Source organism: Pedobacter kyungheensis (assembly GCF_000812965.1).
GTDB classification, from domain to species: domain Bacteria; phylum Bacteroidota; class Bacteroidia; order Sphingobacteriales; family Sphingobacteriaceae; genus Pedobacter; species Pedobacter kyungheensis.
Genome location: NZ_JSYN01000010.1, coordinates 119160 through 145519, shown reverse-complemented (window position 1 = coordinate 145519; position 26360 = coordinate 119160). Strand labels below are relative to the sequence as shown.

Genomic DNA, 26360 nt, shown 5'->3' with positions numbered 1-26360 from the left:
AATACAACCTTATTATATCATGAATATGACTAAACTATTTACTTTTTGTATGGTTTGTTGTGCTTTTGCGTTTTCAGCATCTGCCCAACAGGCTACTACACCTGCACCAACCAGCAATTATAATCCGGCTGAGGCATTTGGGCCACTATTTTATACCCAAAATGGAAATGAATTCCGTTCGGCTAACGGCACTCCGGGCGCTAAGTACTGGCAAAACCGTGTAGATTATAACATTACAGCTAACCTTGACGATACCAAGAATATGGTTAGCGGAACCGTAACTATCACCTATAAAAATAACAGTCCTGATAAATTGCCTTACTTATGGTTGCAGTTAGATCAGAATACTTTTAAAGAAACCTCGCGTGGTTATGCCATTACCCCTTCGCGCAGCCGTTATGGTGCGCAAGGCGAAAAGTTTGATGGTGGATATAAAATCCAGAACATCAGTGTATCGCAAAAAGCTGCTGCGGTAAAATTTACTTCACTGGTAGAAGATACCCGTATGCAAATCCGTTTAGATCAGCCAATGGCTCCAAATGGCGATATCATTACCATTAAAATGGATTATTCGTATATCGTACCCAAAGAAGGATCGGATAGAACCGGGCATTTAACTACTAAAAACGGGGAGATTTTTGCCATTGCGCAATGGTTTCCACGCATGTCGGTATACGACGATGTAATTGGCTGGAATACTTTGCCTTACTGGGGCGGAGGTGAGTTTTACTGCGAGTACGGTGATATCAATTTCGCAATTACTGCCCCGGCAAGCCACATTGTTATGGGTTCGGGTGAGTTGTTAAACCCTGCTGAAGTTTTTACCCCAACGCAATTGCAAAGATGGAATGCTGCTAAAACAAGCGATGCTACGGTACATATCCGCACAGAAGCCGAGGTTACCGATCCGGCATCCCGTCCGGCGAAAGATAAATTAACCTGGAAGTTTAAAATTTTAAATGCCCGCGATGCGGCCTGGGCTTCATCAAAAGCTTTTGTTTTAGATGCGGCAAGGTATAAACTGCCAAGTGGTAAAACAGGTTTGGCCGTTTCGGCGCAGCCGGTAGAAAGTAATGGTGTTGATAGCTATGGCCGTGGTGTAGAATATGTAAAATCTACAATCGAGCACTATTCATCAAAATGGTTCGAATATCCATATCCAATGGCGGTTAACGTAGCAACCAATATTGGTGGTATGGAATATCCGGGTATTGTATTTTGTGGCTGGACGGCCAAAAAAGGAAGTGCCTGGGGCGTAATCGATCATGAATTTGGCCATACCTGGTTCCCGATGATTGTAGGTTCGAACGAACGTAAATATGGCTGGATGGATGAAGGTTTCAATACGTTCATCAATGGTATCTCAAAAAGCAACTTTAACCATGGGGAGTACGCCAGTGCACCAACTGATATGAACAGGATTGGTAAAGCTGTGATCGGCAATCCGGCTTTCGAAAACATTATGCAAATGCCTGATGGAATGGCCGAACGTAATATTGGTGTTAACTTGTATAGCAAACCAGGCTGGGGATTAGATATTTTAAGAAACCAGATTTTAGGCGAAGACCGTTTCGATTATGCTTTCCGCCAGTACATTAAAAACTGGGCATTTAAACACCCAACACCTTTCGATTTCTTTCGCTCGATGGAAAACGGGGCAGGCGAAGATTTGGCGTGGTTCTGGAGAAGCTGGTGGTTAAACAGCTGGAAAATGGATCAGGGAATTGCAACTGTTGAAGCCGTTAAAAAAGACGATAAACTAGCTGGCTATAACATTAAAGTAGTAAACCTGGAGAAAATGCCAATGCCGATTATTCTGCAGATTAAAACCAAAAGCGGTAAAACTGATATCGTAAAAGTACCTGTTGATGTTTGGATGAAAAATACCAGCTGGTTGGTACGTTACCCAACAACCGAAGAAATAGAATCGGTGACTTTAGATCCTAATAAAGTATTACCAGATTCGAACCCTGATAACAATACCTGGACAGCCACAGGTAATTAAAACATTACTATCCATTGAAAGCCTCCCGATCTCCCGGATCCGGAGGCTTTTTTTATTGCAAAGTACCGACGGTTTAATCTTCCATATCACTTAGTTTAGCAATAAATTAGATGTCATGAGTAATCCACTATTAGAAATAAGCAATCCCGAAGGGATTTATGATCCACGTCCACATGGTTATTCGCATGTTGCCGCAGTTCCTGCCTGGAGCCAGCTGGTATTTGTTGCCGGTCAGGGAGGGAGCAGAACCGATGGTATTTTAAGCGCCGATTTTAGCACACAGGTGGCCATTGTGTTCGAAAATATTGCCATTGCTTTGGCCAGCAAAGGTTTAAAAATGGAAAATATTGCCAAGCTAACTACGCTGGTGGTCGATTACGACGAAGAGAAACACCAGATACTGATCGAAGAATCGACTAAAATCTGGCCCGACTTAAAGTTTCCGGTAAATACGCTTATTCCGGTGCAACGTTTGGCTTTACCCGGCATGTTGATTGAAATTGATGCAACCGCAATAGGCTAAAGGATGGAAAAAGGAGAACGCAAAAACGTTTATCAGGTTTACAATAAAATAGGCGATTGGTTTGCCGAAAACCGCTATGCCGATTCGGTAGAACGTGCTTATCTAGACGCGATTATTGAACAGCTCCCGCCAATTGCCAGCATGCTGGATGTAGGCTGCGGTAATGGAAAACCGATATTGGAATATTTCATTACCCACAATATTCGTGCTGTGGGTATCGATGGGAGCGAAAAGATGATCGAACTTGCCCGGAATAATTTTCCAGATACCCGGTTAATGCTTTTAGATATGCGCCAAATGCAACTCGGCGAAAAATTTGATGTGATTATTGCCTGGCATAGTTTCTTTCATTTGCCTGCGGAAGATCAACCTGCCATGTTCGAAGTTTTCAGGGATCACCTGAAGCCTGATGGTTTTTTATTGTTTACTTCTGGTACCGAAAGGGGAGAAGCCTGGGGTATGAACGGTGGCGAGAACCTGTTTCATGCTTCATTAGCTACTGAAGAATATCGTTTACTGCTCGAAAGCAATCATTTTGTGGTGTTAAAACACCAGGTAAATGACCCCGATTGTGGTGGCGCAAATGTTTGGATGGCAAAGTATAAACCTCAATAATTTTGCTTTAACTTTGCACCATGGCCGAACAGCAAAAAAACAATCCCCTGCATGGTATTACCTTAGAGAAAATTGTAACAGATCTTCAAACGCATTACGGATGGGAAAAACTGGGAACACTAATCAGAATTGATTGTTTTAATAACAACCAAAGCATCAAATCGAGCTTAAAATTTTTAAGAAGAATGCCCTGGGCACGTAAAAAGGTAGAAGATTTGTATCTGGATACTTTTCATTAGTGATTGCATTTTGAATGATTTTAATATCATTAAATAATTGCGGTCACCTTGCAACCTTTTCGCTAAAATGCCCGTCATCTTTTTCTAAACCTTATCCTATGAAAAATATTGCCTATTGTTTTTTGCTGATACTTGCTTTAAGTAGCTGCGCCTTTTCGACTATGACAACTGTTTATTCCAAATCGAAAGGAAAGATAGATGTACCCCTTAAAGAAAATTATACCGTAACGTATCAGGTCGGTTTTGAGGAAAACTTAAAAGCCGATGTTGCCTATACCGATGAAAGTGGTAAGCAAAGTAAATTAGAAAATATTAGCGGTGAATGGGAAAAGCAGGTAACGCTAAAGACAGGCACCCATGTAGAACTTAAAACACTGGCTAAAGCGAAAACAAAATCGCGGGCAACATACAAAATCCTGGTTGATGGAAAAGTAGTTGCCGAATACATACAAACCGGAAAAAGGTTAAGTTATATGCTTGCTTTCGATTTGCCTTAGTTCATCAAATCTTCATATTGATTTTAGAGATTTAGTAAACAAAATAACAAGGTTTATTCATCTTTAAATTAAATAGACATGAAAGCAATTAAAGTTTTAGTAATCGCATTAGTAGCCGCTTTTACCATTAATACCGTAAGCGCACAAACCACCACACCAGCCAAAACAGGAACTGAAAAAACACAGACCAAAAAAGGCCATAAACATCATCATCACAAAAAACACAAAAAAGCAGCAGCAAAAGCTTAAAATAGAAAGTCTTTCAGGTTACCTGAAAGACTTTTTTGTTACAGGCCGGATTTATGTTAAATATAAGTTGTTGACCTTAAGCTATTTTATGATACAAATGAAAAGGATTTAACGCAAACGTTTGTTTAGCATTTCAACTTAACCAATTTTGCCATTTTGTATCATAAATCAGTTCTAAAAACGAAAGATAAAAATACACGGAAAATTCGTCAATTTATTGGTTTACTATGCCTTATTCAGCTATTTAAGCAGGATTGATAATTTTATCAAAAATAGATTTTTAATCAAACGTTTGCGTAAAGTTTTAAAGCTTTTATCTCCTCCAAAATCTATAAATTAGGTTATTAGAAAACCTGATCAAAAAATACAGGCTATCCCAAACTAACTACTGTTATTTATCATCCTATAGAAAAAGAATATCAGGTTAAACCTTAAATAAATCAAAATATGGAGCTATCGGTGCAGGGAGGTTTAACTAAGGAAGCAATAACGCTGAGGTACCTCTTTTTTACCTTTTTTAAAATTGGTTGTGTAAGCTTTGGTGGGCACATGGCGCTGGTATCTTTAATCCAGACCATTATGGTAGATCAGGATAAAAGTATCGATAACGAACTTGTTTTGGATAGCGTAACCGTAGCTTCTTTTATGCCAGGGCCAATGGCAGTAAATGTTGTGGCCAACATTGGTTATACACTTAAAGGTAAATGGGGTGCCATAACGAGCATGTTTGCGGTGCTGTTACCTGCCTGCCTGCTTATCCTGTGCCTGGCTTATGTTTACTTTTCAAATGGTTTTAAAATCGAATGGACTTCGATAATGCAGTATGTTGGGGCAACCATTGGCATCATTATTTTTTCTACTGGCTTACAGTTGTTTCGAAAAGAAATAGCATTCAATTATAGTAAAATAGCGCTTTTCTTGTTAGCCATTGTACTCGATTTACTTGCCGGAAGTTATATTTTAACCATCGTTTTAATGCTGGCCGGGGCCATGGGCGGTTTGTTAATAGATAGAGAAAAGAATAACTACCGGGAGATTTTAGGCGGCCCTAAAGTGAAATACAAACTGCGTTTAAGCCCGGTTTCGTTATCGGTACTTGTTGTTTTATTTGTCAATCAGGTTTTATTTGTAAGCGGTTTTTTCAAAAGTTTTCCTAATATTTTTTTAAAAATCGGAACAGTTTTTTCAGGGATCAGTATCTCTTTATTTGGGGGAGGGTACGTTATTGTGCCAATTATGCAATCTCTATTTGTTAAAGATTTAAACTGGTTAAATACCAAACAGTTTATAGATGCCATTGCTTTTAGTCAGGTTACACCCGGGCCTATTTTAGTAAGCTCTACTTTTATCGGTTATAAACTGGCTGGCTTTTCGGGTGCCTTGCTGGCAACCTGTTGTATGTTTCTGCCAGCAGCAGCATTGATGATTATGGTCGCTAAAATCTTTAACCGTACAAAAGACCATCCCTTAATTAAAAGCATGGTTGGGGGGATTAAAGTAGTCGTAATTGGCCTCATTATTTCTTCTGCTTTTAAGATATTGTTAATGCAACCCCGCACCATTTTAGTTGGTGCTACAGCACTAATTGCATTTGTGCTAAGTTTTAAATATAAATTGAGTCCGGTATATTTAATACTGGGTGCAATCCTTTTCGGCATTTTAAACACTTTTATTTCATGAACAATATTTCCAGTCCACATGGCATCCAGATAATTGGTACGCAACGCTCAGGCTCTAATCTGTTGAGGGTGATTTTAGATCAATCTGAAGAAATTGCTTCGCCACATCCGCCTCACATTTTGGTTACTTTTGTTCCCTTGTTAAATTTATATGCCCCCTTAACAGCTGAAAGGTACCTGGAGCTGGTTAGTGATGTGGTAGACTATGTAAATGCCAATCCCGTACCCTGGGATGGGGTTGAACTGGATAAAGTCTGGATTTACGAAAACTCGAAAGAGCAGAGTTTATTTGAAATTAACCGTCTGGTGTACGAATCTGTAGCCCGTACAAAGAAAGCGAAATATTGGTGTTGTAAAAGTATGGCTAACGTACACTATGCCAGCGAGCTGGAAAAGTATTCGCCCAGACTTAAATACATCTATTTATATCGTGATGGGCGCGATGTAGCTTTATCTTTTAAAAAAGCCATCGTTGGCGAAAAGCACATTTATCATTTGGCTCAACAATGGTTTAAAGACCAAACAGCTTGTATTGAGCTGTCAAAACAAATTGAGCCCGAACGTTTTTTTGCTTTAAATTACGAAGAACTGATTGCCAACCCTGAAGAGGTGATCAAAAAGTTATGCAATTTTCTCGAGATTGAGTATTTTGAGCGTATGCTCGATTTTCATCGTTCAAAAGAATCGCTGGCTACAGCCAATGCAGGCGAAATGTGGGAGAATTTAGCTAAACCCATCATTAAAGACAATACCCGCAAGTTTTTAAAAGAACTTAGTGCCGAAGAAATCAATATATTTGAGCTAATCAACCAGCAAACTTTAACAGCACTTGGCTATACTTTGGTAAATCCTTCTGTTGAGGGGCAGTATATTCCTGAAGCAGATATTTCGCTTTTCAATAGCGAAAATGCCCAAATGAAACAGCAGTTTATGGAAAATGCCCGCCAATCGGATCTGGATAAACGCAACCCACAGCTGGAAATACTAAAACGAATCAAAAACCCGAAAACAGCAGTTCATGCAAAATAATTTTATTGAAAATATCCATCTCCAGGCCATTTTAGATATTGCCGTGGCGGCAGGTGAGGCAATATTAACGGTGTATAATCGCGAAGAAGGTTTTGAAGTAGAAACCAAAAGTGATGCATCGCCTTTAACCATTGCCGATAAAATGGCAAACGATATCATTTGTGCAGGGCTGAAAAAATTGTATCCGTCAATTCCAATTATATCCGAAGAAGGAAAAAGTATAGCCTATAAGGACCGGAAAGATTACGGGTATTTCTGGTGTGTTGATCCGCTTGATGGAACAAAGGAGTTTATTAAAAAGAATGGCGAGTTTACGGTGAATATTGCACTTATTAGAGCACAAACACCTGTTTTGGGGGTGATTTACGTGCCTGTACAAGGAAAATTATATTACGGTAGCGAAACCATCGGTAGCTGGAAACAATTGCGAGGAGAAGCACCACAACAAATTAAGGCTGTAAATACTGCTTCGTGGACCGCCGCAGTTAGCCGGTCGCATGCCGATGGTAAGGAAAAGGAAATATTGAGTCAGTACCCGGTTACAAATGCTATTGCTGTAGGTAGTTCGTTAAAATTTTGCCTTCTGGCTGAAGGCAAAGCGCAGATTTATTTAAGAACGGGCCCTACAATGGAGTGGGATACAGCTGCAGGCCATGCCATTATTTTGTTCAGTGGCTGCAGCATTACTGCCTTATCTGGAAAGCCCATGTTGTACAATAAAGAATCGCTGTTAAATGAAGGCTTTTTATGTAAAGTTGATTAATTTTAAAAGCTAACATCTCTATTTCATGCCACAACAAACAACAGTTAATCATTTATTTCCCGTTTCAGACCAAAACGGCCTGGTGATTTGGTTATTCGGCCTTTCTGGTTCTGGCAAAACAACCATTTCTAACCTGTTGAGTGAGCAATTAAAAGCAGAAGGCTTTTTTTCAGTTGCGCTTGATGGAGATGCCTTGAGAGAAGGTATCAATAAAGATTTGAGCTTTAGTGAGCAAGATCGTACAGAAAATATCAGGAGGGCTGCAGAAATAGCCAAACTGATGTTAAACAATAATATCATTACCATTTGCTCTTTTATTACCCCGTTACAGACTCAAAGAACCTTAGCTGCAGAAATCATTGGCGACCGCTATTTTGAGGTTTTTATTGACTGTCCGCTGAATATCTGCCAGGAAAGGGATGTTAAAGGTTTATACAGGGATGCCAATCAAAATTTAATAACCAATTTTACGGGAGTAAGTGCAAAATTCGAGCCTTCAACCCATGCCAATCTGGTTATCAAAACCAATACTGAAAACGCTACCCAAAGCACAAACAGACTGTTTAGTGCAATTAGTCATCAGCTTAAATCTAGTACCTAAGATTTTGCCATTTGCTGGCAGCCGCTTAAAATATCTCCATTTCTTCATTCATTTTTGATCGTTTCCGGTATTTAGGCCGATTAGTCAATCGATTGCGCAGTGTTTTGCTGTACAAGTGAATTGTTTAATGACTAATATTATATAAGCAAGAAGCAAGAGTCGTTGCTTTTTGTCTGCTATCAACTATCAAACGAATCATCATGACTAAAATTTACAGAACCACAGCTCATTATAGGGAGAGGATTCCTATAAGAAGACGCAATCTTTTTAACGCACTCTTAAAAAATATTTATTGTTGTTTGTTTCTGCTCATTCCCGTGGCTGTTAGTGCCCAAACTGTAGTAACGGGTACGGTAAAAGACGAAAAAGGTTTGCCGGCGGTCGGAGCCTCGGTAACCGAAACCGATGTGAAGAATGGCACCTCGGTTGATGCGAACGGTAAGTTTACCTTAACCTTAAAAGGAAAGTTACGTGTTTTAAATTTCACCTTAGTAGGGTATAAAACACAAAAGGTTACCGTTGGTGCTTCTAACGTGGTGAATGTAAACCTCGAAGAAGACTTAAATAAACTAAACGAAGTTGTGGTTGTAGGTTACGGTACCCAGCGTAAAACAGATTTAACCGGCTCTATCAGTTCTATTAAGAGCGACAATCTGAACTTAGGTGGTACTACATCCAATATCGGGCAGGCCATTCAGGGTAAGGCAGCGGGGGTGCAGGTACAGCAAACCAGTTTTGCACCGGGCGCAGGCATGCAAATTACCGTAAGGGGAGGTAACTCTATCAATACCACCAACAGTCCGTTGTATGTAGTAGATGGTTTTATCTCTGATAACGGAAGTACCATTAACCCGAATGACATTGAGGATATCCAGATTTTAAAGGACGCTTCGTCTGCAGCTATTTATGGTGCCAGGGGCGGAAATGGTGTTGTTTTAATTACCACTAAAAAGGGGAAAGCCGGCAGGGTAGCTATCGATTTGGATTTATCTAATGGTAACCAGTTTTTAACTTATAAACCCGCTTTATTAAATGGCCAGCAGTATACTGCCATTCAGAATGCTACAGCGCTTGAAGATGGAAAACCAGTATTATTCCCACCATCTTTCAATATTGCAAATACCAACTGGATGGATGAAGCTACGCAAAACGCTTCGGTACACAACAGAAGTTTAAGCATTAGCAGCGGCGATCAGAATTCAAAATTATATGTATCGGGTAACTACCTTAACCAAAAAGGGGTTTTAAAAGGAACCGGATTGGAGAAATATACTGCCAGAATAGGTGCCGAGAAAAACCTGAATGAAAGATTAAAATTAGGAGCAAACTTTTACGGTTCTACTGCTAAAGTATTACAGCAATCTTATTCTGCCGATATTACCGCACCATTGTTTGGTTTATTAACCGCATTGCCTAATATCCCGGTATATAATGCTGATGGAAGCTATTTCCGTTATCAGGGTAAAAATAATGCACTGGCAAGTTTGCTGGAGCCAACCAATACCAGTACCAATAAGCTGGCTAATGCCAATGTTTCTTTGGATTACCAGATTATTAAAGGACTAACCTATCACTTAGGGGCAGGTGCAGAGTATACCAACCTTAACGAAGGACAGTATATTCCAAGAACATTAACTGCTGGTGCAGTAAATAATGGAATTGCTGCTCAAAAAGCTTCAACCACATTTAGATGGCTGGTAGAGAATTATTTAACCTATAAATTTAATTTCGGTAGTCATGATTTTACTGCCTTAGCAGGGGTTTCGAACCAAAAAGATGTGAACGAATTTATTGCTGCCGGTAGTAAAGGTTTTCCAACCGACGAATTTTTATTCTACAATCTTGGCGCGGGTTCAACACCAAACGGAACTAACGTTACCATAACCAATTTGGGTAATGGCTACAATAGCTTTAAAGAGCAATCTACCTTTAACTCAATGTATGCTAGGTTAAACTACGGTTATAAAGAAAAATTACTGGCATCGTTTACCTTAAGAAGAGATGGTTCATCGAAATTCGGACCTAATAACAGTTATGGTATTTTCCCATCAGGAGCCATTGCCTATAAATTTACCGACGAGGAATTTATCAAGAACTTAAACACTTTTTCTAACTTAAAATTGCGCGCCAGTTATGGTGTTACCGGTAATGACAGGATTACGAACTATTTGTATTTACCTACTTTTACCAATTACAGTACCGTACTTAACCCTGGCGATCCATTACAAATTGGAACAGAGCCTAAAACCTTAGCAAACCCAAATCTAAAATGGGAAAGTACCAAACAATTTAACATTGGTTTGGATATGGGTTTCTTTGACGGACGTTTAAATGCCACTATCGATTTGTATGCAAAAAAGACATCCGATTTATTAATCAATATTCCAATCGAACAATACTGGGGATTTAGTTCTCAATTAGTAAACGCAGGTTCGATCCAGAATAGGGGAGTTGAATTGTTGATCAATACCGTAAATATCCGAACTGATAACTTTACCTGGAATTCTAACTTCAATATTTCACTAAACAGACAAAAAGTATTATCGTTAGGCCCAATCAATCAGATCTCCGTAAATACGGCAAATCCGAGTGGTACCGTATCCGGACGTGAATTTTCGAGAGTAATGCCAGGCAGAGAACTTGGCGAACTTTTTGGATATGTGTACACAGGCGTAATTAAAACCGGAGAAACTTATGCGCCACAACCAAATTCCAAGCCAGGCGATCCGAAATACCAGGATACCAATGGCGATGGAAAAATTACACCAGATGATATGACCTTTTTAGGTAATTCGAGCCCCCGTTACAGTATGGGTTTAGGTAACGATTTCCATTATAAAGGTTTCGATCTGAATATTTTCTTCCAGGGTGCTTTTGGCTATTCTTTATATAACATGAACAGATTGGTATTGGAATCGACCACTGGTGCCGATGCTTTGAACAGGTTTGTGGCTGGCGTTAACGAAAATACAGATATTCCACGTGAAGGATACTTTTTAAGTACCTATGGTAGTTACGTTAACTCACGTTTCGTTGAAAATGCATCGTATGTAAGGTTAAAATCTGTTTCTCTTGGTTATAGCTTACCGGCTAAAATATTCGATCGCATTAAGGTGATAAAAGGCTTGCGGGTATATGCCGAAGGACAGAATTTATTTACCATTACCAATTATACCGGAACCGATCCGGAAGTAAACTCGCACTCAGGTAGCAACTTTGGCGGCGGGATAGATTTTAACGCATTCCCGGCTTTCAGAACATTTTCGGCAGGTGTAAAATTAACCATCAATTAATAATTTCTATCCATTAGGAATAATAAAGATAAAGAGATGAAAAGATATAAGATTATTATGGCCATAGCTGCAATTGTACTTTTGCAGTATTCTTGTAAAAAGGATCTGGATCCTGTAGTATATAGCAGTTTAACCAGTACCAATGCCTTTAAAACAAAATCGGATGCCATTGCTGCAGTAAATGCAGTTTATGCCCGCTTAAAAGGCCCTTCAGTTGGCGACAATTTTGATTACTGGACAGTTAGGCACTTTGCATTAACAGATTTAACTACCGATGTAGGGCACTGTAGTTATGGCGGCGATCCTGGCCAACTATCTAATGTTCAATGGAACTCGGCAAATGGTTTAATTGCTGAAGATTGGAGACAAATTTACAAGCTGATTTCGAATGCAAATAATGCAATTTTCAATATCAGCCCCATGACCAGCCTTTCGCAGGCAGAAAAAGATCAGTTCCTGGCAGAAATTAAATTTTTAAGGGCAGTTGCCTACATGGATTTAACAGATGCCTGGGGGCCTGTAATTCTGGCTACAGAAAAAGATTTAGTAAATCCTGATTATACCAAAAATGCAACGCTAACACCACTTGATCAAATAGAAGCGTTTTTGATTAACGACTTGCAGGCAGCAGCCAATACCTTACCCGCTAGTTATGCAAACAACCCAATATATTCAACTAATGATGCCGGAAGAGCTACAAAAGGTGCAGCCCTTACTTTATTAGCTAAATTATATTTGCGCCAGCATCAATGGCAAAAAGTGGTAGATGTTACCAAGCAGGTGATGGATTTAAACATTTATTCACTTTATCCCAGCTATGCAGGTCTTTTTGCCGAAAGTAACAAATGGTGTGCTGAAAATATTTTCTCAGTATTAAGCGATGCCAATGTAAACGGAACTGAACTATTGAACCATTTTGGCCCATCAAATCACCCGGTTTTAACCGACAGATGGCAATATTATGCAGTAACCTGGGATTTTTATAACAGTTTCGATGCCGCAGATGACAGAAAAAAACTCTTTTTTGCTGAATATACAGGGGTTGATAAATTGTTGTACAAACAAGCACCAACGCTTGGCGCTACACCACCTGCTGGTGTATTTTACATGCAGGATGTAGCTACTGCTAAATATGCAGATCCGAATGGTGCCAATACCTATTATGATGGTCATAGTGTTAACATTTTGCGTTATGCCGATGTATTGTTAAGCCGGGCAGAAGCCATTAACGAATTAAGTGGCCCAACGGCAGAGTGTATTGATCTGATTAACCAGGTAAAAGGCAGATCGCATGCTAAATTATTGGTTGCAGCCAATTATAACCAAACCACCTTAAAAGATGCGCTTTTGCAGGAACGTGGCTGGGAATTATTTTATGAAGGTAAAAGAAGAGCAGATTTAATGCGCTTTGGTAAATACGAAAGTATTGTAAACGGGTATTTAAAACGCATTAACCAAACCCCAACGGTAGTTATGCCGCGCGATCAGTATTTCCCGTACCCTTTAAACCAGGTAAATATTAACCCGAATTTAAATAACTCTGGCAGACAATAATTTCATATTTTTATGATTACAAAAAGGAATATATAGTTTTTACTATGTATTCTTTTTTGTTTATAAGCAACATCCCACATATCTTTAATGATCAGAAGTTTATGAAGTATATTTTAAAATCGGCGGTTTTTTTATTGGTGCTGGCCCTTTCAGGATGCTCGGAAAAAGCCAGTATTAAAGAAATTAAAGTTGGCCTCCACAACAACAATGAATTGAAAATCCAGATTGATGTAAATACCGGTTCGGATGCTGATGTTTATATCAAATACTGGCCCAACAAAATTGCCGATTCTGCCAAACTCGTTACAACCCTGTCGAAAGGGAAAAGTAAACACACGTTGGTATTGTGCAATATTTTGCCCAAAACCAGTTATGCCTATCAGGTAATTACTGTAGATAAAGGCACCGAAACAGCTAGTAAAACCTATACATTCGAATCGCGCGAACTACCGGAGTGGTTAAAAGACCAGTTTAAAGCCAAAAGTGCCGATGATAAGTTGATTCCAAAGGAATTTAAAAATGGATTAATCCTCATCAATAAAAGGTATTCGCCGGGGATGGCCTATCTGGTCGATTATAAAGGTAGATTAAGGTGGTATCACATGATCGATAACATGGGTTTTAAGGTAATCAACTTTACCAAAGATAAAACCCTGCTCTCTATTCTGGGAAGTAATGACGAGCCCACAAGTTATGGCAGCCAGATTTTGGAAATTAACCTCAATGGTGATACGCTTTTGCATCTGAAAAAAGGACAAGGCGATTTTAAACAAACCATACACCACGAAATTTTGAAAAATACCAAAGGTGAGCTCGTAACACTTTTTGTCGATCAGAAGATAACCGATTTAAGCCACATTGGTGGAACTAAACAAGATACCATAAACGGTGATGGTATTATGGTGATGGATCAAAAAGGAAAACAAATCTGGAAATGGAGCGTATTTGATGCCCTTGATCCATTTGCTGATAAAGCGTTGCTCAAAACCAAAAAAGACTGGATGCATGCCAACAGCTTAAATTACGATACGGATGGCAATTATATCATTTCTTTCTATAACAATGGGCAGATCTGGAAAATCGATTCGAAAACGGGTAAGGTAATCTGGAAGTTTGGCAAAGGAGGGGATATAACCCTGCCTGCCGAAGCCAGTTTTTCTCAGGCACATGCCGTACACATTAATGCCGAAGGCAATTTAATGTTTTTTGATAATGGGATAGATAAACACCAATCGGGTGTGTATACCTTTAAATTAAACCAGCCGGCCAAAAGCGCAGCATTGGATATGCACATTAAATTACCCCCTCAGATTTATAACGACCGGATGGGGAGCGCTTATATGATTACCCCTGAAAATATACTCTGCTGCAGTTCAAAAAGGCACATAATGGTATTAACCAATAGAAAAGGTGTATTATTATGGACTTTAGAAGCATCAGTTCCTGCTTACAGGGCAATTTTTGTAAATTCGGAACAGCTAAGCCCCGTTTTAAAACCCTGATACCAATAACAAAATAAATAACCAATTGATTTAAGCCTATGAAAAGAACTTTACTTTTAATCACTTTCAGTACCATTTTATCCTTTTCAGGATGTAAAAAAGACCGCATCAATAACCTGAACAGCATCAGCTACGGTACCTCATTTGGGATGTGTGTGGGTTATTGTTCCAATAATCTGCTCATCAGCGATTTGAAACTTACCTTTTCCAAGTCAAAAAACGGCCAGGCTTCCGATACCAAAACCTGTAGCAAAACCATTTCTGAAGCAGATGTGAACGCCATAAAAAACGAGCTGAACATGGAAAAAATTGCTGCCCTGCCCGAAACCATTGGCTGCCCAGATTGTGCAGATGGTGGTGCCGAGTGGATTGCGATTAATGCCGATGGTAAACAATATAAAATTACCTACGAGTATGGTAAAGCACCTAAAGAACTCGAGGCTGCGGTAGCCAGGTTAAGGGTGTTGAAAGATGGTTTTAAGGATTGTAATTGAGTAATGTTGGCCAGTTAGTACCAAGTGTCATCATTTTGGAGTAGATGGCGCTTAAGCCGAAAGTTCCCTGCATACCATAATCCTTAATGACTTTTGTTGATTTGTCTTTAAAGGTAATTTTTAATGTAGCTGTCTGATCGTCGGTCCAGTTTACTGCGTAGTCATTTTTTAAACTTTTAATATTGATATAATTGGCTAAGGCGGCTAGCTCATTAAAAGTATCGGGAGATAATTTTTTTGTTGATTTGCCCGTTTGTTTGGTGTAGCCAATGCCCTCATAATAAGCCATTCCGCTTTTAACAAGCTTTAAATTAAAAGACGGGCATGTTCCAAAGCAATAACTGGTGTTAATTTCAATCGCTTCGATTTCATCTTTTTTAGCTTCATGTGCGTTAAATTCAATAAAATCATTAAACTTAAAAGTCAACGTATCAAAAACCAATAAGCTTTTATATTGGAATGGTTGGTTATTTGCTTTATCCGGTTCATTCGTTTTACGAAATATTTTAAGGTGATTTCTTGAAGCAATTCGTATCGGTTTTACAAATTCACAATTTTCGAAAGTATTTTTAGAAAAACTGTAAAACTTAAAATTGTTACTGCCATTATCTACTACTGCAGCTGAAAAATAACCACTCCAAGAGCCAATAAATACTAAATCTGTAAGGCCATCATTGGTTATATCAACTTTTTCCCAGTTTTTCATCCTCCATTTTTGGAAAATCCCTTCACAATCCAGGTTTTTGGCAAGCTGTTCTGTTGTTTGTATGCTGAAATTAGTGTCTTTGGCAAAGTCTTTATTTATTTGCTTAAGAAATCGTTCAACATCCTGGTCGGTTTTAAGCGAATCGATTTTATTTGAAAATGCATGAGTGCTAAAAAATAAAAGGATAATTAATGGTATACGAGCGTAATTATTCATGTTAATCGTTTTTTCGAATTTACATTTTAGCAATGTGTTTATAAAGAAACTGCATATATCTTTTACAAAGTAAAAAAACGTTCATCTCTGCACGCCATGACGATTGTCTGATGTGAATTAATCGGGAAAACTGATAATTGAAAACTTAAAACCGCGAACCGGCCCGCAACTTCTTAATCCTCAACTCCAAACTAAAAACTCTGGCCTCCAAACTTTTTACGCTAACCCCTTGATTTTTAAAAAGAATTGTTCTACTTTTGCAGTCCGTTTTATGGGCTATCTGTAAAGAAGCCGGGGGAGCGGTAAATTTTTTAATAAAAAAACATAAAAAAGCACAATGCCAACCATTCAACAATTAGTTAGAAAAGGTAGAGTAGCACTGGAGTTCAAGAGTAAGTCTCCAGCGTTGGACAGCTGTCCACAGCGAAGAGGTGTATGTACACGTGTGTACACCACTACCCCTAAAAAACCAAACTCAGCAATGCGTAAAGTAGCCCGTGTTCGTTTAACGAACGGTAAAGAGGTGAATGCTTACATCCCTGGAGAAGGTCACAACTTACAGGAGCACTCAATCGTATTGATCCGTGGTGGTCGTGTTAAAGATTTACCAGGTGTACGTTACCACATCATCCGTGGTGCATTAGATACATCAGGTGTAGCTGGTCGTAACCAACGTCGTTCTAAATATGGTACTAAACGTCCTAAACCAGGACAAGTAGCTGCGGCGCCAACAAAAGGTAAAAAGAAATAATCGGGAGGAAATAAGAAATGAGAAAGTCAAAACCAAAAAAGAGAATTATTCTTCCTGATCCAAAATTCAATGATGTTCAGGTAACTCGTTTTGTAAACAACATGATGTACGATGGAAAAAAATCTATCGCTTACTCAATCTTTTACGATGCTGTTGAAATTGCTGAGAAAAAAGCAGGTGAAAACGGTTTAGAGGTATTCAAACGTGCATTAACTAACATTATGCCAGCTGTAGAGGTTAAATCTCGTCGTGTTGGTGGTGCTAACTTCCAGGTTCCAACTGAGGTTAGACCAGAGCGTAAAACAGCTTTAGGTATGAAATGGTTAATTTTATACGCTCGTCGTCGTGGTGAAAAAACCATGAAAGAGAAATTAGCTGGTGAAATCGTAGCTGCTGCTAAAGGTGAAGGTGCTGCTGTTAAGAAGAAAGAAGATACGCACAAAATGGCTGAGGCTAACAAAGCGTTCTCTCACTTCAGATTCTAATTTAGGATTAACAGACTAGTAAGATTACACAGATTTAATTAGAAGATTATACTGATTAGATAATTTGCACCGATTTGTTTCTACATAATCGGTGCAATCATTTAAAATCAGATAAATCAAAAACATAACATGGCAAGAGATTTAAAATTTACAAGAAATATTGGAATCGCGGCTCACATTGATGCTGGTAAAACTACCACAACTGAGCGTATCCTTTATTATGCTGGTGTAAGTCATAAAATTGGTGAAGTGCACGAAGGTGCTGCAACAATGGACTGGATGGCACAAGAGCAAGAGCGTGGTATTACCATTACTTCTGCTGCAACTACAGTTAACTGGAAATACAGAAACCAGAACTATCACATGAACATTATCGATACACCGGGACACGTGGATTTTACCGTAGAGGTAAACCGCTCGTTACGTGTATTAGATGGTTTAGTGTTCTTGTTTTCTGCTGTTGATGGTGTTGAGCCTCAATCAGAAACTAACTGGCGTTTAGCTAACAACTATAATGTTGCCCGTATCGGTTTCGTTAACAAAATGGACCGTTCTGGTGCTGACTTCTTAAAAGTTGTTAAGCAGGTTAAAGATATGTTAGGTAGTAATGCAGTTCCATTGCAATTACCTATCGGTGCTGAAGATCAGTTTAAAGGTGTGGTTGATTTGATCAACAACCGTGGTATCGTTTGGAACGAGCACGATAAAGGTATGACCTTTACTGAAGTGCCAATTCCTGAGGATATGTTAGATGAGGTTGCTGAGTGGAGAGAGAAATTATTAGAATCAGTTGCTGATTATGATGAGTCTCTAATGGAGAAATTCTTCGATGCTCCTGAAACCATCACTGAGCGTGAAGTTTTAGACGCTTTACGTGCAGCTGTTTTAGATGCTAAAATCGTTCCTATGGTTTGTGGTTCATCTTTCAAAAACAAAGGTGTTCAAACCATGTTGGATTACGTAATGGAGTTATTGCCTTCACCTCTAGATTCAGAGGGTGTTGTAGGTACTAACCCTGATACTAACGAAGAAGTTTTATTGAAACCAAGTATTGATGAGCCATTTGCAGCTTTAGCATTTAAAATTGCAACTGACCCATTTGTAGGCCGTTTATGCTTTATCCGTGTTTACTCGGGTAACTTAGAAGCTGGTTCTTACATTTACAATACTCGTTCAGAAAGTAAAGAGCGTATTTCACGTATCTTCCAAATGCACGCAAACAAGCAAAACCCTGTGCCTAATGTGGCTGCTGGTGATATTGCTGCTGTAGTTGGATTTAAAGATATCAAAACTGGTGATACCCTTTGTGATGAGAAACACCCAATCGTTCTTGAGTCGATGGTATTCCCTGATCCGGTTATCGGTTTAGCTATTGAGCCTAAAACTCAGGCTGACGTTGATAAATTAGGTATGGGCTTATCTAAATTAGCTGAAGAAGATCCTACATTCAGAGTACAAACAGATCAGGAAACTGGTCAGACTGTAATTTCTGGTATGGGTGAGCTTCACTTAGATATCTTAATTGACCGTTTAAAACGTGAGTTTAAAGTAGAGGTTAACCAGGGTGCGCCACAAGTAGCATACAAAGAGGCAATCTTCGGTACTGCAGAACACCGCGAAGTTTACAAAAAACAATCAGGTGGTCGTGGTAAATTTGCCGATATTAAAGTGGTTATCTCTCCAATTGATGCTGACTTTGAAAAAGGTGGTTTGCAATTCGTAAACGAAATTGTTGGTGGTGCTATTCCTCGTGAATTTATCCCTTCAGTTGAGAAAGGTTTTGCTTCTGCAATGGCAAATGGTGTATTGGCTGGTTATCCGCTTCCTGATATGAAAGTACGTTTGATTGATGGTTCATTCCACGCAGTCGATTCAGATGCTTTATCATTCGAGCTTGCTGCCCGTATGGCATACCGTGAGGCTTTACCTAAATGTAGACCTTCATTGATGGAACCAATCATGAAAATCGAGATCTTAACCCCTGAAGAAAACATGGGTGATGTAATCGGTGATATGAACCGTCGTCGTGGCCAGTTACAAGGTATGGATACCCGTAACGGTGCACAGGTAATCAAAGCATTGGTACCACTTTCAGAAATGTTCGGTTATGTAACTCAGTTACGTACCATCACTTCAGGTCGTGCAACTTCTACAATGGAATTTGACCACTACGAGCCAGCGCCTAAAAACGTTCAGGACGAAGTTGTTGCTAAATCTAAAGGAAGAATCAAATCTGAAGACTAATTTCTAGTATCTAGATTAAAGTATCAAGTATCAAGACGGATCATTATCTTGATACTTGATACTGAAATACTTGAATCTACAAAAGATAAATCCGGTTTCTGTTGTTAATAGCTCTAACAGGAAACCATAATTAAAAACAAGATGAGCCAAAGAATCAGAATTAAATTAAAATCTTACGATTACAACTTAGTAGATAAATCTGCTGAGAAAATCGTAAAAACTGTTAAGCCTACGGGTGCAGTTGTAAGTGGTCCGATTCCACTTCCTACAGAGAAAAAAATCTTTACTGTATTGCGTTCTCCACACGTAAACAAAAAAGCTAGAGAGCAATTCCAATTATGCGCTTACAAACGTCTATTGGATATTTATAGCTCTAACTCTAAAACAGTTGATGCTTTAATGAAACTTGAATTACCTAGCGGTGTTGAAGTTGAAATTAAAGTTTAATTGATTTTAAAAGAAACGAAAAGTCCTGGTGTAAGCCAGGACTTTTTTTATGCCCGTATTTTTAGAACAAAAGCGATATTTCATTGGTTCTACTGATATGAAAAAGCAAGTAAAAACAGAGAACGAACCATCAGTAATTGGGCAGGATTTTGCCAATCCGGATAAAGAGGTAAATAAAAAACAGCCATCGCATGGTGAAGTGGCTAATCAAAAAGGTGGTGATTTTTCTGAGCTCGAAAAAAGCAGGATGGAAAATCCACCTCAGCATAGAGTAAACAACGGTTCTGATAAAGATGATGTGGATAACAGTAGCAGAAGCAATCAGAGCAAAGGCGTAAAATAATGAAGACCTTATTAACAGATATTGATGCAATATTAAGTGGCCTTAAATTAAAAAGGGAATATCCATAAAGAATAATCCCTTTTAAATCTTTAATGCTTTTCCGGTAGATGGAAATTAAGTAGAATTCCACAACTGAATGCGTTAATCAAGTAGCAAATGCCCTTAAATTTTAGTTGTTAATGATCGTTTAGTTAATCTTAGTCGCGAATCCTATAGCCTTGCAAATTTCACAAACAGCTGATGAATTTACAAGTACTATCAGATAAATATCTTGATTTATATCAATTTTTTGTGTCTTTAAAATTTCAAATTTTGTCAGTATAGATCACTGGTTTGTCTGTAATCATGTCTTATTCTTTCTCCAAAATCATTGACATCGTCGAGATATTGAGTGGCTTTCACCTTAAAATCATCTACCATCGATTTGCCGTCTGAACTTCTTTTTCTGGTAGCATATTTAAACCCGTAAATTGCTGCCGCGCCTAAAATGGCATATTTTAATAATCCCATGGCTTTATGTTTTATATTCCCGTGTCGAGCGCATGATCCTCATCGGCTTCATTAATGCCCGTTTTTGTTTTAAAATCATCAGACGAACTGCCCGTATGGCTTTCGGCACTTTTTAGGGTAGGGTGCTTGTCGGCACTATTGTAGGCATCGTCGCTTAAAGAATCAGCACCTTGCGTGCCGGTGTTATCCAAACCATCACGAGGTGTTGTTTTATCCAGGTGCATGGTTTCGGCGTTGTATTTGGCAATAGTGTCTCTGCCAAAGCTGGTTACCTCATTGCCCTCGTTTCCGGCCTCGTAAGCTTTCTGTACCTCCGATTTCTCTTCACTATTACCTTCCTTGCCAATATAACCTTCCAGGTGCTCTGCTTTATTATAGATGCTGGTTTTCATAATCTTAACATTAAATATGTGTATATAAAACCCTTCATCAGGTAAAAGGTTTGATTTTTGTTGGTGTTTTGCTGACATAAATTTAATATTTAAATGCGCTAAATATTTGATATTTAACTCCTGTAAATTGTTTACCTAATTAAAACATCGCTATGGCAAATGCCGAACAAAAAAGAATCGACACACAATACCAGCAAGGTGCAAAGTGGCTTAAATGGGGTTCATATGTATCAGAAAGGCAATGGGGAACCATACGCGAAGATTACAGCAATAATGGTGATGCCTGGGCATATACCACACACGATACGGCCCGGAGTAAGGCTTTTAGATGGGGCGAAGAGGGGCTTGCTGCCATAAGCGATGATCAGCAACTGTTATGTTTAGGGCTGGCCCTTTGGAACGGTAAAGATGCCATTTTAAAAGAGCGGCTTTTTGGGCTCAATAATGGCGAAGGCAACCATGGTGAAGATGTAAAAGAAGTTTATTACTATCTGGATAATACACCAACGCATAGCTATATGCAAATGTTGTATAAATATCCGCAATCACCCTTTCCCTATGCCCGGCTTGTGGAAGAAAATGCCAAACGCAGCCGGAACGAAGCAGAATTTGAATTGATGGATACCGGCATTTTTGATCAGGACAAATACTTCGATATATTGATCAGTTACGCTAAAAATGAAGAAGAAGATATTTTAATTCAATATACGGTTATTAATCGCGGTAACGAAGATGCCGAAATTCACCTGTTACCCCAATGCTGGTACCGTAACAATTGGAGTTGGGAAGGAAGTGAAGTTAAACCCACTATCAATTATCTTGGCGAAAATCAACTGCTTTTTCATTCCGAAAAGGAAGGAAAAATGTATGCTTATGTTGATGGCGCTCCTGATTTTTTATTCACCAATAACGAAACCAATAATGAACTCCTGTATCAGTCAGCCAATGCTTCACCCTATGTAAAAGATGGCATCCATAATTACATTGTTAACGGAGAAAAAGATAAAGTAAATCCCGCTAAAAGTGGAACTAAGGTGGCAGTGCACTATCATGAGAAAGTACCTGCTAAGCAAATTCTTACTTTTAAGTTAAGGCTGTCTGATAAGCCAATTGAAAAACCTTTTGAAGATTTTGAACGGATTTTTGAATCGCGGAAAAACGAAGCAGATGAGTTTTATGCAGGTAAGTATAAAGACAAGAGTAGCGTTGAGGAGCAGCTGTTGCAACGCCAGGCCTGGGCGGGTCTGCTTTGGAATAAGCAATATTACAACTACGATGTAAATGTTTGGCTAAAGGGGGATGTCGGTTTACCCAAGCCATCAGCACAACGAGCTTGCGGACGCAACTTTCACTGGAGTCATTTTATGGCAGCCGATATTATCCTCATGCCCGATAAATGGGAATATCCCTGGTTTGCCGCCTGGGATCTCGCCTTTCATTGTATTGCACTGGCGCCTATCGATCCCGATTTTGCCAAACAGCAACTCCGGTTACTGGTAAACAATAACTACATCCACCCCAACGGGCAGTTGCCAGCTTACGAATGGGATTTTACGGATACTAATCCGCCGGTACATGCCATGGCCACCTATAAGGTTTACCTTACCGATAAAAAGAACAAAGGCGTTGGTGATCTGAAATTTCTTGAAGAAGTTTTCCAGAAGCTGCTGCTTAATTTTACCTGGTGGGTAAACCAAAAGGATAGCGAGGGCAATAATATTTTCGAAGGTGGCTTTCTGGGGTTGGATAACATAGGCGTATTTAACCGGAGCGAGCCGGTACCCGGAGGTGGTTTTTTAGAGCAGGCCGATGGTACCAGCTGGATGGCCATGTATGCTTTAAATATGTTGCAGATAAGTATCGAACTGGCGCTGCATAATCCCGTTTACGAAGATATGGCCATTAAATTTTCCGAGCACTTCCTGTTTATTGCAGGCTCTATCGATAATATGGGCGAATATCATATTGGTTTGTGGGATGAGCAAGATGGTTTTTACTATGATTTATTAAGAAAGCCTGATGGAGGTTGGGATAGGTTGCGAATCAGGACATTGGTAGGCTTGATCCCAATGTTCGCCGTAATCGTTTTTAGCGATCAGGATTGGAAAGATTTACCCAAACTTAAAAACAGGCTAGAGTCGTTTATGCTGCAACGGCCGGATTTGGTTCAGCTGGTAAGCCATTGGGCTGATAAAAGTGGTAACGATAAACATCTGTTCTCCTTGTTGCGTGGCCACCGCATGAAAATGTTATTGCGGCGCATGCTTGATACAAGTGAGTTTCTATCTGATTTTGGGGTGCGTTCTATTTCGAAGAAATATGAAGCTGAGCCTTATAGTTATTGGTTAAACGGTAGTGATTATTCCGTTAAATATATTCCGGTCGAAAGCGATACCGGAATGTTTGGGGGCAACAGCAATTGGCGGGGCCCCATTTGGTTTCCCATTAATTATTTACTGATTGATGCGCTGAAACATTTTCATGAATACTATACCGACGATTTTAGGGTAGAATATCCAACTGGCTCCAATAGCTATTTTTCGCTTGCTGAAATAGCTGATATGCTCGGAAAAAGATTAAAAAGTATCTTTTTAAAAAACGAAAAGGGAGAAAGACCTGTTTTTGGTGCGTGTGCAAAGTTTAATCACGATGAACACTTTAGCGATTATATTTTGTTTTATGAATATTTTAATGGCGATAATGGAAAAGGATTGGGAGCCAGTCACCAAACCGGTTGGACAGCCTTAGTAGCCCTTTTATAATCAGTTAATGATAAACAATGGAAAGATTTAAAGACAAAATAGCACTGGTTACCGGTAGCAGTCAGGGAATTGGCGCTGCATGCGCCTTGCGTTTGGCAAGCGAGGGCGCCGATATTATTTTAAACGGAAGAAAACTGGATGAACGTGGCGAAAAGCTGATTGCTGCTATTGAGCAAATGGGCAGGCGGGCAGTCTTTGTAGAAGCAGATATTAGTCAGGTAAAAGGTGTAAACCATCTGATTACGCAGGCGATTCAAACCTATGGCAGGCTCGATATTTTGGTAAACAATGCCGGGGTTGAAAAGAACCACAACTTTTGGGAGGTTACTGAAGCTGATTTCGATCTCGTGATGGATACCAATTTGAAAGGCGTATTTTTTGGTACCCAGGCTTTTGTTAAACATTGTATTGACAGCAAGGTAGCTGGTGTTGTTGTAAATATGAGCTCAGTACATGAGGAAATTGTTTTTCCGCATTTTGCAGCTTATTGCGCCAGTAAAGGGGCATTGAAAATGCTAACCCGTAATTTGGCTACAGAGCTGGCTCCCTTCAACATCAGGGTAAACAATGTAGCGCCAGGTGCCATTGCTACACCAATTAATAAATCGTTGCTTAATGATGAGGAAAAATTAGGGAAGTTACTGGAGAATATTCCGATGAAAAAACTGGGTACGCCCGAAGATGTAGCAGCTATTGTGGCTTTTCTGGCTTCTGATGATGCGAAATATGTTACGGGTTCTACTTATTTTGTGGATGGCGGATTGACTTATCACTACGAGGAGCAATAAAAGATCCGGCAACAATGGAAACCTGCTTAGAAAGTTTTCTGGTCGGGTTTTATTAAATCCTGCTAATCCTTAACTTCGCCCAAAATTAAACTGAGCAATGGAGTGGAAATATTTACTTTCGAATAAAAGGTTTGGACAGGAACAGTATGGTGCAAGCACCGATCGGGCACGTTCAGATTTTCAGCGCGACTACGACCGCCTGATTTTTTCATCGCCTTTTAGAAGATTGCAGAATAAAACCCAGGTTTTTCCATTGCCCGGAAGTGTTTTTGTACACAACCGTTTAACCCATAGTTTAGAAGTAGCCAGTGTGGCCCGCTCTATGGCCAATATTTTCCTCAACAGCGTTGAAGAGCATAATCCCAGCCTGATTAAAGAAGTTCCGTTAATTAATGAGGTAGGCAATATTGTGGCCGCGGCAGCTTTAGCTCACGATTTGGGCAACCCGGCATTTGGCCATTCTGGCGAAGCCGCAATTTCGCGCTATTTTACCGATGGCGATGGTAAGGTTTACCAGAATGAAATGAGCGAGGCGCAATGGCACGATTTGATTAATTTTGAAGGTAATGCCAACGCCATCCGCATTCTTACCCACCCGCTTAAAGGAAAAGGGAATGATGCTTATGCGCTTACCTATTCTACTTTGGCCTCTATAGCCAAATATCCTTGTGCCTCTATTGCCGGTAAGCAAAAAGGTTTGTTGCACCGTAAAAAATATGGTTTCTTTCAGTCAGAAGAAGAGAGTTTTAAAAAGATTGCTGCAGAACTTCAGCTGGCACAGGAAGATAATGAGTACCTTATCTACAAACGCCACCCATTGGTTTACCTGGTTGAAGCAGCCGATGATATTTGTTACAGCATTATCGACCTGGAAGATGCACACCGCTTAAAAATCCTTTCGTATGAGGAAGTGAAAAATTATCTATTGCCTTTTTCAAACTCAACAACGATCGAAGATCGCCTGAAAAATGATTATGAAGATGATGATGCCAAAATTGGTTTGCTAAGGGCAAAAGCAATCAATACATTGACCAATTTATGTGCCGGTATCTTTTTTAAGGAGCAGGAAAGGTTGTTGAAAGGTGAATTGAATCAGAGTTTAACTGATATGATTCCTGAACCTTATTTATCGGCCTGGAAAGCGATTGAGCAGGTTTCGATAGAGCGCATTTATAATTTCTCATCAGTAATACAAAAAGAAGTAGCTGGTTATAAAATTATGGCTGGTTTGTTAGAAGAGTTTGTGCCCGCGCTTATTCATAATAATACACATTACTATCGTAAACTGGTTAAGCTTATTCCTAAACAATATCATACCGATTTAACTGATATTTATTCGATTATTCAAAGTGTGCTCGATTTCGTTTCGGGCATGACCGATTTGTACGCGGTCGATTTGTACCGCAATATTAAAGGCATATCTTTTCCGTCAGAAACTTAATCACCAGTAATTTCAGGGATATATAATTTTAGCCTGAACCTGTATTAGGGGCATTTTTTCTTCTGTTTTATGGCTATAAATATTGCGAAAATAGGGTGTTGGTGTAAAATTACAAAATAAGATATTGTTTATTTTGTTGATTGTCAGTATTTTACGAGTTGTCTTGTATTTGCAGATCGTCTTTTGTGTAAAGTAGCCCCCGCCGGATATACTAATTTGTAGATTTGAACGT

At 39.3% G+C, this 26360-nt stretch carries 25 protein-coding genes; 22 read left to right on the top strand and 3 right to left on the bottom strand.

What is annotated here, in order from left to right; translation table 11 throughout:
- Positions 1–25: 25 nt before the first annotated feature.
- The 14 genes from OC25_RS10315 (at position 26) to OC25_RS10255 (ending at position 15043) form a co-directional block, all read left to right on the top strand.
- Complete coding sequence (locus OC25_RS10315) at positions 26–2005, top strand: M1 family metallopeptidase (protein WP_052266113.1); 1980 nt, start codon at positions 26–28, stop codon at positions 2003–2005.
- Positions 2006–2120: 115 nt separating this feature from the next.
- Positions 2121–2528 (top strand): RidA family protein, encoded by a 408-nt coding sequence (locus OC25_RS10310; RefSeq protein WP_039475302.1) that lies wholly within the window; start codon positions 2121–2123, stop codon positions 2526–2528.
- Between the two features lie 3 nt (positions 2529–2531).
- Positions 2532–3143, top strand: a complete 612-nt coding sequence (locus tag OC25_RS10305; RefSeq protein ID WP_039475299.1) for a class I SAM-dependent methyltransferase — start codon at positions 2532–2534, stop codon at positions 3141–3143.
- Positions 3144–3163: 20 nt separating this feature from the next.
- Positions 3164–3382, top strand: a complete 219-nt coding sequence (locus OC25_RS10300; protein ID WP_039475296.1) for a VF530 family protein — start codon at positions 3164–3166, stop codon at positions 3380–3382.
- 98 nt (positions 3383–3480) lie between these two features.
- Positions 3481–3879 carry an MmpS family transport accessory protein gene (locus OC25_RS10295; RefSeq protein WP_167335385.1) on the top strand — a complete coding sequence of 133 codons (399 nt, stop codon included), beginning with the start codon at positions 3481–3483 and terminating at the stop codon, positions 3877–3879.
- Positions 3880–3957: 78 nt separating this feature from the next.
- A complete protein-coding gene (locus tag OC25_RS27885; RefSeq protein WP_156131446.1) occupies positions 3958–4128 on the top strand; it encodes a hypothetical protein in 171 nt (56 codons plus the stop codon).
- A gap of 447 nt (positions 4129–4575) precedes the next feature.
- Positions 4576–5808 carry a chromate efflux transporter gene (chrA, locus tag OC25_RS10290; protein ID WP_039475289.1) on the top strand — a complete coding sequence of 411 codons (1233 nt, stop codon included), beginning with the start codon at positions 4576–4578 and terminating at the stop codon, positions 5806–5808.
- Entirely contained in the window at positions 5805–6836 is a 1032-nt protein-coding gene (locus OC25_RS10285) for a sulfotransferase family protein (protein WP_039475285.1), read from the top strand. The genes chrA and OC25_RS10285 overlap by 4 nt, the downstream gene beginning before the upstream one ends.
- Positions 6826–7599, top strand: coding sequence for a 3'(2'),5'-bisphosphate nucleotidase CysQ (gene cysQ / locus OC25_RS10280; RefSeq protein WP_039475281.1), 774 nt, complete (start codon positions 6826–6828; stop codon positions 7597–7599). The genes OC25_RS10285 and cysQ overlap by 11 nt, the downstream gene beginning before the upstream one ends.
- Positions 7600–7624: 25 nt before the next feature.
- Entirely contained in the window at positions 7625–8200 is a 576-nt protein-coding gene (gene cysC / locus OC25_RS10275) for an adenylyl-sulfate kinase (RefSeq protein WP_052266112.1), read from the top strand.
- A gap of 299 nt (positions 8201–8499) precedes the next feature.
- Positions 8500–11493 (top strand): SusC/RagA family TonB-linked outer membrane protein, encoded by a 2994-nt coding sequence (locus tag OC25_RS10270; RefSeq protein WP_167335384.1) that lies wholly within the window; start codon positions 8500–8502, stop codon positions 11491–11493.
- Positions 11494–11529: 36 nt separating this feature from the next.
- Complete coding sequence (locus tag OC25_RS10265; protein ID WP_039475276.1) at positions 11530–13047, top strand: RagB/SusD family nutrient uptake outer membrane protein; 1518 nt, start codon at positions 11530–11532, stop codon at positions 13045–13047.
- A gap of 101 nt (positions 13048–13148) precedes the next feature.
- Positions 13149–14549 carry an aryl-sulfate sulfotransferase gene (locus OC25_RS10260; protein WP_039475477.1) on the top strand — a complete coding sequence of 467 codons (1401 nt, stop codon included), beginning with the start codon at positions 13149–13151 and terminating at the stop codon, positions 14547–14549.
- A 38-nt stretch (positions 14550–14587) separates the two neighbouring features.
- Positions 14588–15043, top strand: coding sequence for a hypothetical protein (locus OC25_RS10255; protein WP_039475274.1), 456 nt, complete (start codon positions 14588–14590; stop codon positions 15041–15043).
- Here OC25_RS10255 and OC25_RS10250 read toward each other — a convergent pair.
- Complete coding sequence (locus tag OC25_RS10250; RefSeq protein ID WP_039475270.1) at positions 15027–15965, bottom strand: DUF6438 domain-containing protein; 939 nt, start codon at positions 15963–15965, stop codon at positions 15027–15029. The genes OC25_RS10255 and OC25_RS10250 overlap by 17 nt on opposite strands.
- A gap of 337 nt (positions 15966–16302) precedes the next feature.
- On the opposite strand from OC25_RS10250, the gene rpsL reads away from it, so the two are divergent.
- From rpsL to OC25_RS10225, 5 genes are all read left to right on the top strand, one after another.
- Positions 16303–16716 carry a 30S ribosomal protein S12 gene (gene rpsL / locus OC25_RS10245; RefSeq protein WP_008244597.1) on the top strand — a complete coding sequence of 138 codons (414 nt, stop codon included), beginning with the start codon at positions 16303–16305 and terminating at the stop codon, positions 16714–16716.
- A gap of 17 nt (positions 16717–16733) precedes the next feature.
- Positions 16734–17201, top strand: coding sequence for a 30S ribosomal protein S7 (gene rpsG / locus OC25_RS10240; RefSeq protein ID WP_025145241.1), 468 nt, complete (start codon positions 16734–16736; stop codon positions 17199–17201).
- 129 nt (positions 17202–17330) lie between these two features.
- A complete protein-coding gene (fusA, locus tag OC25_RS10235; protein ID WP_039475266.1) occupies positions 17331–19445 on the top strand; it encodes an elongation factor G in 2115 nt (704 codons plus the stop codon).
- A gap of 141 nt (positions 19446–19586) precedes the next feature.
- The gene (gene rpsJ / locus OC25_RS10230) at positions 19587–19892 is read left to right on the top strand and encodes a 30S ribosomal protein S10 (protein ID WP_008244591.1); all 306 of its coding nucleotides are present in this window, start codon (positions 19587–19589) and stop codon (positions 19890–19892) included.
- A gap of 97 nt (positions 19893–19989) precedes the next feature.
- Complete coding sequence (locus OC25_RS10225) at positions 19990–20235, top strand: hypothetical protein (protein WP_156131445.1); 246 nt, start codon at positions 19990–19992, stop codon at positions 20233–20235.
- A 315-nt stretch (positions 20236–20550) separates the two neighbouring features.
- On the opposite strand, the gene OC25_RS10220 is transcribed toward OC25_RS10225, so the two are convergent.
- Positions 20551–20745 (bottom strand): hypothetical protein, encoded by a 195-nt coding sequence (locus OC25_RS10220; protein ID WP_039475258.1) that lies wholly within the window; start codon positions 20743–20745, stop codon positions 20551–20553.
- An 11-nt stretch (positions 20746–20756) separates the two neighbouring features.
- Positions 20757–21137 (bottom strand): hypothetical protein, encoded by a 381-nt coding sequence (locus OC25_RS10215; protein ID WP_156131444.1) that lies wholly within the window; start codon positions 21135–21137, stop codon positions 20757–20759.
- Between the two features lie 152 nt (positions 21138–21289).
- Between OC25_RS10215 and OC25_RS10210 the strand changes: the two genes are divergently transcribed.
- The 3 genes from OC25_RS10210 to dgt all read left to right on the top strand — a co-directional run bounded on the left by OC25_RS10210 (position 21290) and on the right by dgt (position 26128).
- Positions 21290–23899, top strand: a complete 2610-nt coding sequence (locus OC25_RS10210) for an MGH1-like glycoside hydrolase domain-containing protein (protein ID WP_039475252.1) — start codon at positions 21290–21292, stop codon at positions 23897–23899.
- A 17-nt stretch (positions 23900–23916) separates the two neighbouring features.
- Positions 23917–24687 carry an SDR family NAD(P)-dependent oxidoreductase gene (locus tag OC25_RS10205; protein ID WP_039475249.1) on the top strand — a complete coding sequence of 257 codons (771 nt, stop codon included), beginning with the start codon at positions 23917–23919 and terminating at the stop codon, positions 24685–24687.
- A gap of 97 nt (positions 24688–24784) precedes the next feature.
- Complete coding sequence (dgt, locus tag OC25_RS10200; RefSeq protein WP_039475247.1) at positions 24785–26128, top strand: dGTP triphosphohydrolase; 1344 nt, start codon at positions 24785–24787, stop codon at positions 26126–26128.
- Positions 26129–26360: the final 232 nt, after the last annotated feature.

Coding starts and splice junctions, on each gene's coding strand:
- chrA (WP_039475289.1), top strand. CDS start 4,576: ATGGAGCTATCGGTGCAGGGAGGTTTAACTAAGGAAGCAATAACGCTG.
- cysC (WP_052266112.1), top strand. CDS start 7,625: ATGCCACAACAAACAACAGTTAATCATTTATTTCCCGTTTCAGACCAA.
- rpsJ (WP_008244591.1), top strand. CDS start 19,587: ATGAGCCAAAGAATCAGAATTAAATTAAAATCTTACGATTACAACTTA.
- OC25_RS10310 (WP_039475302.1), top strand. CDS start 2,121: ATGAGTAATCCACTATTAGAAATAAGCAATCCCGAAGGGATTTATGAT.
- OC25_RS27885 (WP_156131446.1), top strand. CDS start 3,958: ATGAAAGCAATTAAAGTTTTAGTAATCGCATTAGTAGCCGCTTTTACC.
- OC25_RS10285 (WP_039475285.1), top strand. CDS start 5,805: ATGAACAATATTTCCAGTCCACATGGCATCCAGATAATTGGTACGCAA.
- OC25_RS10255 (WP_039475274.1), top strand. CDS start 14,588: ATGAAAAGAACTTTACTTTTAATCACTTTCAGTACCATTTTATCCTTT.
- OC25_RS10205 (WP_039475249.1), top strand. CDS start 23,917: ATGGAAAGATTTAAAGACAAAATAGCACTGGTTACCGGTAGCAGTCAG.
- cysQ (WP_039475281.1), top strand. CDS start 6,826: ATGCAAAATAATTTTATTGAAAATATCCATCTCCAGGCCATTTTAGAT.
- OC25_RS10210 (WP_039475252.1), top strand. CDS start 21,290: ATGGCAAATGCCGAACAAAAAAGAATCGACACACAATACCAGCAAGGT.
- rpsL (WP_008244597.1), top strand. CDS start 16,303: ATGCCAACCATTCAACAATTAGTTAGAAAAGGTAGAGTAGCACTGGAG.
- OC25_RS10250 (WP_039475270.1), bottom strand. CDS start 15,965: ATGAATAATTACGCTCGTATACCATTAATTATCCTTTTATTTTTTAGC.
- OC25_RS10225 (WP_156131445.1), top strand. CDS start 19,990: ATGAAAAAGCAAGTAAAAACAGAGAACGAACCATCAGTAATTGGGCAG.
- OC25_RS10305 (WP_039475299.1), top strand. CDS start 2,532: ATGGAAAAAGGAGAACGCAAAAACGTTTATCAGGTTTACAATAAAATA.
- dgt (WP_039475247.1), top strand. CDS start 24,785: ATGGAGTGGAAATATTTACTTTCGAATAAAAGGTTTGGACAGGAACAG.
- OC25_RS10265 (WP_039475276.1), top strand. CDS start 11,530: ATGAAAAGATATAAGATTATTATGGCCATAGCTGCAATTGTACTTTTG.
- rpsG (WP_025145241.1), top strand. CDS start 16,734: ATGAGAAAGTCAAAACCAAAAAAGAGAATTATTCTTCCTGATCCAAAA.
- OC25_RS10220 (WP_039475258.1), bottom strand. CDS start 20,745: ATGGGATTATTAAAATATGCCATTTTAGGCGCGGCAGCAATTTACGGG.
- OC25_RS10315 (WP_052266113.1), top strand. CDS start 26: ATGACTAAACTATTTACTTTTTGTATGGTTTGTTGTGCTTTTGCGTTT.
- fusA (WP_039475266.1), top strand. CDS start 17,331: ATGGCAAGAGATTTAAAATTTACAAGAAATATTGGAATCGCGGCTCAC.
- OC25_RS10260 (WP_039475477.1), top strand. CDS start 13,149: ATGAAGTATATTTTAAAATCGGCGGTTTTTTTATTGGTGCTGGCCCTT.
- OC25_RS10215 (WP_156131444.1), bottom strand. CDS start 21,137: ATGAAAACCAGCATCTATAATAAAGCAGAGCACCTGGAAGGTTATATT.
- OC25_RS10300 (WP_039475296.1), top strand. CDS start 3,164: ATGGCCGAACAGCAAAAAAACAATCCCCTGCATGGTATTACCTTAGAG.
- OC25_RS10295 (WP_167335385.1), top strand. CDS start 3,481: ATGAAAAATATTGCCTATTGTTTTTTGCTGATACTTGCTTTAAGTAGC.